Origin of the sequence: Clostridium zhoujianii, from assembly GCF_051590805.1 — a bacterium.
In the GTDB taxonomy this organism is placed as follows: Bacteria; Bacillota; Clostridia; order Clostridiales; family Clostridiaceae; genus Clostridium.
In genome coordinates this window covers 1355707-1364884 of sequence record NZ_JBPUTF010000001.1, presented here as the reverse complement: position 1 = coordinate 1364884, position 9178 = coordinate 1355707, and the positions used below count along the sequence as shown (strand labels likewise).

The window sequence follows — 9178 nt, the reverse complement described above, 5'->3', positions numbered from 1 at the left end:
TAATAACTTAAATATGTAAAAATCAATATAAATATTAGATTTTTTTATTTAATAACTTATAAATAACTCTGTTATCACCTTATTTGTTGTAACCATCTTCATATGGTTAAAATATAATGTAGTAAACTAATTTTACTATGAAAGGATGATAATGATGAATAAAGAGAGAAACAATAGAGAATGTAGAAATAATTACTATAGTACAATTGAAGATTTAGATACATCATTAAATGAAAGAAGAATAGACGAGCGCGCTGAACGTAGAGCCGAAAGAAGAGCTGAACGAATAGAAGATGAAAGAATTCAAGACAGTGCTCAAAATATTATATCCTTTACAAACTCTGAAAAAAATGAATGCTGCCATAAGCCTCCACATAAACCCGAAAAAATTTCTTGTTGTTGTAAGAAAAGTTTACAAGAAGCAATTGAACTATTATTAAATCCTTCAATTAGAAATATAATAAACCTAACTAGTTTTACATTAATTGGACAAGGATTTAATACTACAGATGGGGCAACAATATTAAAATCTGTCTCTAGTTGCTCAGACGGATTAGTAACTTATACTGATTCTAATCCCCTTTTTACTGCAACAACAATCTGTGATCTTAGTGCCATAGCATTTAGCTTACTAAATGATGAAGCAGAAATAGATTGTGATTTAACAAATCGTGAAAGATTTATTAGATTTATTCAAAGAAATGTTGAAACTGTGGATCCAAAACAATTCTGCTGTGGTCCTGAAGATGACTGTTGTTGTAATGCTAGTAAAGCTCAATTCCTTGCAAATTCGATTGGACCAGTAAATATTAGGGTAAATTCATTAAATTTTAATACTTTCATAGGATTTACAGTAATTGCAGTTACAAAAAACATTGCATGGTTAATAAATTTAGATAATAGAGTTGTAATAGTTTGTTTAGATAAAATAGTTCAATTAGGATAATTTATTAAATACAAATCTATATCTCTATTGTAAGATATAATAAACCCCCTGTTTTTACAGGAGGTTTTTCTTAATTTTTAGTCTTTCTAAGATAATATTGTGGTAACCCAGTAACCACAAAAATATCCGATTATAGCTCCCCCTAGTACATCAGATGGGTAATGAACTTTAAGATATATTCTAGAGTATCCAATTAGTATAGCTATTAGGCATATAAGCAGACTTATACCACTTTCATTTCTTATAAATACTGCTGCTACTGCAAAAGATGATGCAGTATGGCCTGATGGAAATGAATGAGTAATTGGTTCTGTTATTAATAAGTTTTGACCTTCTCTCTTTATAAATGGTCTCTTTCTTCTTACAATATGTTTTATTACTCCTTCTCCTACTATTGTAGTTAAAATTAAAGCCAAGAATATTAACTTTCCTATTTCTCTATAATCTATATTACTTATAAATAAAAATCCAATAACAATCCATATAAGTCCTAAGTCTCCAAGTGCAGTTATCTTAGGCATTATTTTATTCAAAAATTTATTGTTTAAATTATCGCTAATATACTTTAATATTTTTATATCTATTTTTTCTATAAAATCAAACATTTTATATTAATTCCTTATCACTTAATTTATTTACTTCTTTTATATTTTCTCTATAAGTGATATTTTTATTCTAAAAGCCTATTTATCATATATATTATATCTAATTTGAATTATTATTTACACTTTTAATGTCAGTAATCTTACCTATTAAATCGTGAATAAAATTTGAACCTCTGCTAAGTAATATAGCTGTAAGAACCATACCTATCCCTGGAGCCTTTGCCTCAACATTTAATATTTTAAATATGTCTAGTCCTGTTGCAAACACGATTAACATAGAAATTATTAGTGCACCTATCCTATCAGTACTAATTTTACCTTTTTGCCATGTCATCTTTAAAGTTTCCCATACACTTTCAGATAATAGTGCCAGTATAATTACTATAGAAATATTCATATTAATTCCCCCTTTTATATAATATATAGGGGATTAGACGTATATATGATTTCTATAGAATTATAAACTTTTAATATAAAAAGCATCTAAGAGAACTTAGATGCTTTTTTCTATTAAGCTAATTCAAATGATTTACAATCTGTACATTCAGGTACTTTTGGATTTAGTTCATGAGTTCCTACTTGAATCTCATTTAAAGTACAATAATCAACAGCTTTATCATGATATTTGCACTGTTGTACAGTACATTTAATACTTTCATTCTTACCCATAGTATATAACCTCCTAATTAGATTTCTTTGATAGTTTACCTTATAAAATATTATTTATTCCCTACAATATAATCCATTTGTTAGTTTATAAAAAAATTAATACCCAATATTCGAGGGAATATTGGGCATGATAATTTTATTTTGATTGTAATCCAGCTATTAGATCTTGGATAACTTCTACATTTTCCTTAATTGTAAAAATAATATCTTCATCGATTCTTAACTTACACTCTTCATTACTTATCATTATCTTTTCTAAAGCTATTGAATTAGTTTGAATCTCTTTAAATCTTGTTGAAGAAACATCAATAGTGAATAATCTATTATTAGCTCCCGTAAGCTTTATTACTGATCCTTCTATATTGTCTGATTCTAATCTTATTTCTATTATATTTGTACTTTTCCCATGACAACCTGATGCCAATTTAGGAAGTAATTCAATCTTAGCATCTGCTATTAGTGTTAACCAACCACCACTTAGATCTTTTTTTACTAGTATACTTAATTTATACTTTTCTTCTATCTTCTTGAGAATATCTCCCAATTCGTAAATTGATACTTCGTACTTCATTTATATTTTACCTTCTTTCATTATTTTCCTGTTATATAATAATTTTATTTTAAACTATAAATCAAAAATAAGTTGTGTCTTCTCTCCAATTTTTTTAAAACCACATTTAGCATACATATTTTTAGCAGTATCTTTACTATCTGTAATGACATATGCATACTTAATATTATTTTCATATGCATGCTTTAAGATATCTCTTAAGAAACTTGTCCCATATCCTTGATTTCTATACTTTTTCAGAAAACCAAAATCTTCAATCTTTACAAATTCATTATGTTTTAAAAATTCTAAAGAACCTATTGCTATTCTATCTCTAGCACAAAGAAATACTTTCAATGAGTTGCTGTCATCTTTATAAGCATTAATTTTTCTATTGATTCTATATCTTGAATATGGTCTTCCCATAGTTGAAGTATTATCTTTAATACTAAGCTCTTCTAGTTTTTTATAATCATCATTTGTTTTAACTTCACTAATACTATAATCACTACGAGAGTTTAATTCTTTATATTTTATTGTTTCTACTGACATATAATCAAATTTATCTATGCTTGAAACTTTTTGATTTATCCCTCTTAGTATCTTTTTAATATCATTATTATATATTTCTACAATACAAAATCCTTTTCTTAATTTTTTACGATAGTCTATTTCATTAGATACTATTTCAACAATTTCTTCAGCTGATAATTCATCTTTAATTATTGTTATATTGTTTGCATATATATTCTCACCATTTTCATCCCAAAATCTATTAAATTTTTCTGTTTTTAATTCCTTTGAGAAAGAGCGTATATACTCTATTTCCACATTTTTAAATGGGTCCATCCTTTGATTCACCTACTAAATTTTATATATTATTATATAACAAAAAAGGATAGTATAACTACCCATTTTTCATACCTAGCAAAGTAGTATTAGCCCATACAGTCTATAGAAAATACCATAGTAACTGCATAGATTAACTTTCCTCTTCAAAAAAATATATTATCATCCAGTGCCTAACATTGTCAACAGCTTTTTAAAGTGACATTATTTATTTCATTCTTATCTATAATAATTATCGAATAACTCAAATCTTTCTATACTTCATACTTGTCAACAAATTCCTTCGCCTCTTTTAATCCTATTCCGGTTATGTTCCTTATTTTCTTAATTGCTTTAATCTTTTTACCTTCTTTAATCATATTTAATAACTCACTATCATCCTCTATTATAGCCTTTAAGCTATAGACCTCCCCCTTCTCTTCAATACCTAATTTACTAGCAATTTTATTAATTGTAGAATTCATTTTTATTAAATTTTCTTGTAATAAATTTATCTTACCAATAAGCATTATTATTATTATTAATAAAACAACAATAACTAATTCCATATTATTCTCCTCTACTATCTATTAATTCATTATATTTAGTCTACTATGAAATCACTACAGTATGTCCTCCAATGCATCTAACAACATCACAACTTTAACTAAAGAACTTTCATCTCCATAGTTAATATTTATACCATGTAATATTTCGTTTCTGTTAGTATTTGACTTATAACCACCATTTTCATCATAAGAATTTAAGAAACTTTTACCAAAGTTTGCATAAATATCATTTTCAAGTATATAATGAACAGCCTTGTACCAACTTCCTTTCTCATCATTAAAAGCATAATTTAAGGATTGTTTAACGTTCCAATAGCCTTTCTGGTTATTTTCTGTTACTTTAGAGCCATATCCACTATATAATATCCCCTCTAATTGAGTTAGTAGTGTTGAAATTGCCAAATAGTATTTCTTTTCTTTTATAGCCCAAATGCACTCTTTAAAAATATGCCTTCTTTCGAGAAATAACTTATTATCCCAAGATTCTATTATATCTATTAATGAAATATTCTTTTCCTTTAAATATATTGGAATAATTTTATTTAAGTTTTCTGGTCGAAGTAATTCGTTACCCCATTGGCTATTTACGTATATATAGAGAAATATCTTTTTAGGACTAATGTTCCTGCTTAGTATCCAACCTCTTTGATATAAGTACATATAAATACTATCATCAGATTTATCTAATAATTCTTTACTGTTAATATCTTCTATATCTTCCTGAATAAGCTTGGCAAATCTTAAATTGTTATTTTTAATTTTTATAATATCTAATGGCGGTATATAATCTTTCTCTAATATTTCCACAATTGCATCTCTATTAGGATATAGGTCACATTCAGAAAGTGCATCTACCGCCTCTTCTTTAACTTGGTTAAAATATTTAAGCATGTCTTCAATTGAAAGATTATCATCTGAATCTATTATATCCATTCCCAATCCTTCTCTTGCAATATTTAATGCAGATATAATTTCTGAATTTGTTGCTTCTCCATGAATTTTTACAATTTTTTTTTCATCCACTTATCTCAGCTCCTATATAATTAAAAAATTATTGCTTTAAATACTTTTTCAATGGCTCTGCAGTCTATGTTTGTTATCCTATCTCTTACCTTATCTAGTTCTTTAATTAATCGCCTAAACTTAGTATCGTACCCCTCTGTACCTAAAATTCGTTTTTTTGCTAGCATGTATGCAAAACTATATGTATTGTTATACATGTTATTATTAAGCTTAACATAATTATCATTATATTTTTCTCTTATATTTATAGTGTTTAAATACTCAATGTTTTCATTTATTATATCCTCATACTCTATATTTCTATCCCTAATTACCTTCAAATACCATTCAAGTATTTTGCTATTATCTCTTAATTCATTCTGTATCATATAGTTAATTGATTTTTTGTATCCTATATATTCATCAATAAAATCAAATATGAAAGGATACTTTTCTCTTAATACTAAATTAGAAAAATCTGCTCCACTATTTTTTGAATGTTGTATTTCATGAAATAGATTCTCATAAACTAATGGTATTTTATCTCCAACTAATATTGTAATTTCTTTGGTGCTTGGATCATAACCTTCATCACCCATAAAATGACTACACTCATCAATATTGGTGCCACTTAAATTCTTGATACCTTTACTTAAAGTAATTGATTTTATATATTTTGAATAATCTTCAGTATTCCCAATAATCTCTTTTAAGTACTTATCTATTTTCTCAATTAGAAGTTTTGTAAGTAAATCCTCTAAATCCGAATAAATTGTAACTCCTGCTATATCCATTTAGCTAACCTCCTAATGTAAATATAGCTAAATTATAACACATTTTCCCATTAATGCTTATAAAAAAAGACACTAGTAATTATAATATTACTAGTGTCTTTTAATCCCATTAAACAAACTCGCTTATATTTTCATGAATTATTTCAAAAGCTGATTCTATTAACCTACAATCTTTACCTGAAATAGGCGATTTCAAACTGTCTAAATCTATTAATAATCCACTTAATCTAATATCAAAACAATTTATTTTCAGTGAATTAATTTTTGCTAGATTATATGCAGCTATGTTAATAAGCCTACTGAGCTCCTTCTCTTCTACTAAAGAGCAGTTGCTGTCTCTTCCACCCTTCATACAAATTGAGTAAATTAAATTTAGATTTTCATAAATATCATTGTCATAACTTTTGTTTACTTCAGTTATAGATTCTATATACCAATTACAGAGTTTGTCATTCTTCTTAAGCTCCTTATTGATCATAAATTCCATGGTTTTTGAATATGAAATATACTGATCTATAAACCTATGTATAAAAGGGTATTTTTTAGTTAGGTTTATGTTGTATAGGGATTTATAATTATTCTTAGAATGTAATATTTGATGATATATACTATCGTAAACCAAGGGCAACTTATCACCAACAATTATATCAATTTTCTTTTCAGTTAGATTATATGAAGATCTCGTAGACTCTTCTTCTTTAAACTTTTTAAAGCTAATTGAAGTTATATACTTAGAGTAATTATTTAAATTACCTAATATATCTTTTAGATATTCTGATAATTTCTCAGTTAGCAATCTTGTAAACTTACCATCTAAATCTGAGTATATCTGTATCCCCATTAAACTCATTATATATCCCTCCTCAATTATTCCTTTTATATATTACCATATATTTCCATATAAATAAAGCTTTTTAACATATATAAAAAAAAACATCCTAATTCTTAATAAATAGAATGTCTTTGTATTATATATTTTTACTATGTATAAATCCTATTTTTATAGTTGTCCCGTTACCAATACTGCTATCTACAGAAATCTTAGCATTATGAATTTGGGCAATATGACTACACAATGAAAGACCTAATCCAACTCCTCCATTTGCTCTTTCTCTAGATTTATCTACCATAAAAAAAGGCTCAAATATTTTATCAATATCTTCCTTTAGGATACCAACCCCTCTATCTTTCACTTCAAGTACTATTAAATTTTCATCGTATTTATATGCTCTTAAATAGATTTTATCCCCTGGGCTAGATACTTTAATTGCATTATCCACCAAATTAGTAATAAGAATCATAATTAAATTTTTATTTATTGAAAGGTTAATATCATCACATATAATCTCCAACCCTATATTTTTATCCTTTAGCTTAAAATATAAGTCATTTTTTATTTCTAATAGCAATTCTTTAATATTTTCAAATCTCATCTCAAAATCATTTTTTCTAAGCATAATTAAATCCATTAGTGTACAAGAAAGCTTTTCTAACCTTTTACCAGCGTCGTATATATAGCTTAATGATTCGATAAACAGCTCTTCATTATACTTAGTTGTTCTAAGGAAATCAGCATAACCTATTATTGAGGTTAATGGAGTTCTGAGCTCATGTGCAAGGTTATCAATGAAACGTTGCTTGTCCTCAGCTAGTCTTTCAAGTTCATCTATCTTTTCTTCTACAACATTTGCCATATCATTAAAATGTTTTGATAACATTCCAACTTCATCTTGTGAAGTTACTTTAACTCTTTCACTAAAATTCCCCTCTGCTATTATTTTTGTTGATTTAATTAGTTTATTTATTGGATTTACTATAAATTTACTTAATATTATTGTTATAATCATTAACACTATTGATACTATTAAATTTAATCTCAAAAGTAGATTAAGTAAATATTTTCTATTCATATACGTATTAGAAATATCTTTTATGTAGGACACTTTATAGTAATAATTATCCAAATTAATTTTTTTTGCTATAAATAAATAATTTTTATCATCACAATCACGTATTAAGTAATTTATCTTATTTTCATATATATTCAGCTCTTCACGATAAGTTGTAGTATCTATATTCAGATTACTAAAAATAATATTTTCTTTTTCATCTATTACTTCAAAAAGAATATCTTGCTTTCCAAGGTTGTCCAAGTATCTATTAATCATCGAATCTATATTTTCTTTATCAACTTGCATTTTATAATCATTTTGGTTTTGCTGGATCTTCAGCAAATATAGGTTTGATTCTATAAATGAACAAATCCTATTATGTTCACTTATAGATGAATTAATCTCTTCACTAAGATTTAATTCAAAATTACTATTAAATAAATATATAGATGTAGGTATAAAGAAAACTTCGAAAGTAATTAACATGCATAACAATATTTTTTCCCAAAACTTCACTTATACCTCCAATCTGTATCCTAGCTTAAATACTGTTTTTATTTTATCTTTTAGGTCCAATTTTTTTCTTAATTTTTGTATATGATTATCTATAGTTCTAGTTTCTCCTAAATAATCATAACCCCAAATCATCTCGATCAATTTTTCTCTTGTTAAAACTACATTTTTATTTTTCACCAAAAAGGCTAAAAGCTCAAACTCCTTAAGTGTTAGCTCAATAGCTTCCCCTCTTTTTTTTACTACCATTTCATCTAAATGTATCTCTAAATCCCCAATATTTATTATATTTACTTTTTTATCATAATGCCTTAATACATTTTCTATTCTAGCTAGTAACTCAAGACCTTCAAAGGGCTTAGTTATATAATCATCTGCTCCTATCTTTAAGCCATGTACCTTGTCAGCAACTGATGTTTTGGCAGTTAAAAATATTACCGGAATGCCTAAAGATTTGATTTTTTCAAACAAAGTAAATCCATCAATTTTGGGTAACATAACATCTAAAAGTATTATGTCAATTACTGTATCCTCAATTTTATTTAAAGCCTCTTCTCCATTAAATGCTCTTACACATTCATAGCCTGCCATATTTAGATTTAACTTAATTAAATTTGAAATAGGTAAATCATCTTCAACCACCAAAACTTTTATCATACAATCACTCCATATACTAAAAATTATAATAATTAATCTTACACTAACTTTATCCTATTATTATAACCTGTTTACTCTTGTTTTTACCTTTATTTTCTTTAGAGCTTATCTTTTTATGTTTATCTTTCTATACTATTTACTTTACTAAAGTGG

At 26.3% G+C, this 9178-nt stretch carries 12 protein-coding genes; 1 reads left to right on the top strand and 11 read right to left on the bottom strand.

What is annotated here, in order from left to right; all coding sequences use genetic code 11:
- Nucleotides 1-154 precede the first annotated feature (154 nt).
- Complete coding sequence (locus tag ACSYT2_RS06455) at nucleotides 155-946, top strand: hypothetical protein (protein WP_430856363.1); 792 nt, start codon at nucleotides 155-157, stop codon at nucleotides 944-946.
- Between the two features lie 86 nt (nucleotides 947-1032).
- Here the strand turns inward: ACSYT2_RS06455 and ACSYT2_RS06450 are convergent, their stop codons facing one another.
- The 11 genes from ACSYT2_RS06450 to ACSYT2_RS06400 all read right to left on the bottom strand — a co-directional run bounded on the left by ACSYT2_RS06450 (nucleotide 1033) and on the right by ACSYT2_RS06400 (nucleotide 9025).
- A complete protein-coding gene (locus ACSYT2_RS06450) occupies nucleotides 1033-1551 on the bottom strand; it encodes a phosphatase PAP2 family protein (RefSeq protein ID WP_438384243.1) in 519 nt (172 codons plus the stop codon).
- Between the two features lie 100 nt (nucleotides 1552-1651).
- On the bottom strand, nucleotides 1652-1948 hold the full coding sequence (locus tag ACSYT2_RS06445) for a hypothetical protein (protein WP_430856361.1): 297 nt from the start codon (nucleotides 1946-1948) through the stop codon (nucleotides 1652-1654).
- A gap of 113 nt (nucleotides 1949-2061) precedes the next feature.
- The gene (locus ACSYT2_RS06440; RefSeq protein ID WP_430856360.1) at nucleotides 2062-2220 is read right to left on the bottom strand and encodes a DUF1540 domain-containing protein; all 159 of its coding nucleotides are present in this window, start codon (nucleotides 2218-2220) and stop codon (nucleotides 2062-2064) included.
- A 136-nt stretch (nucleotides 2221-2356) separates the two neighbouring features.
- Nucleotides 2357-2791 (bottom strand): UDP-N-acetylglucosamine pyrophosphorylase, encoded by a 435-nt coding sequence (locus tag ACSYT2_RS06435; protein ID WP_430856359.1) that lies wholly within the window; start codon nucleotides 2789-2791, stop codon nucleotides 2357-2359.
- A gap of 54 nt (nucleotides 2792-2845) precedes the next feature.
- Nucleotides 2846-3619 carry a GNAT family N-acetyltransferase gene (locus ACSYT2_RS06430; protein WP_438384240.1) on the bottom strand — a complete coding sequence of 258 codons (774 nt, stop codon included), beginning with the start codon at nucleotides 3617-3619 and terminating at the stop codon, nucleotides 2846-2848.
- A 254-nt stretch (nucleotides 3620-3873) separates the two neighbouring features.
- The gene (locus ACSYT2_RS06425) at nucleotides 3874-4167 is read right to left on the bottom strand and encodes a ribosomal protein L7/L12 (RefSeq protein WP_430856357.1); all 294 of its coding nucleotides are present in this window, start codon (nucleotides 4165-4167) and stop codon (nucleotides 3874-3876) included.
- A 54-nt stretch (nucleotides 4168-4221) separates the two neighbouring features.
- Nucleotides 4222-5190: a hypothetical protein gene (locus ACSYT2_RS06420; RefSeq protein ID WP_438384238.1), complete on the bottom strand. Its 969-nt coding sequence runs from the start codon at nucleotides 5188-5190 to the stop codon at nucleotides 4222-4224.
- A 20-nt stretch (nucleotides 5191-5210) separates the two neighbouring features.
- Nucleotides 5211-5963 carry a hypothetical protein gene (locus ACSYT2_RS06415; protein WP_438384236.1) on the bottom strand — a complete coding sequence of 251 codons (753 nt, stop codon included), beginning with the start codon at nucleotides 5961-5963 and terminating at the stop codon, nucleotides 5211-5213.
- A gap of 109 nt (nucleotides 5964-6072) precedes the next feature.
- Complete coding sequence (locus tag ACSYT2_RS06410; protein ID WP_438384235.1) at nucleotides 6073-6813, bottom strand: hypothetical protein; 741 nt, start codon at nucleotides 6811-6813, stop codon at nucleotides 6073-6075.
- Between the two features lie 118 nt (nucleotides 6814-6931).
- Nucleotides 6932-8371 carry a sensor histidine kinase gene (locus ACSYT2_RS06405; protein WP_438384234.1) on the bottom strand — a complete coding sequence of 480 codons (1440 nt, stop codon included), beginning with the start codon at nucleotides 8369-8371 and terminating at the stop codon, nucleotides 6932-6934.
- On the bottom strand, nucleotides 8372-9025 hold the full coding sequence (locus ACSYT2_RS06400) for a response regulator transcription factor (protein WP_438384232.1): 654 nt from the start codon (nucleotides 9023-9025) through the stop codon (nucleotides 8372-8374).
- Between the last annotated feature and the right edge of the window lie 153 nt (nucleotides 9026-9178).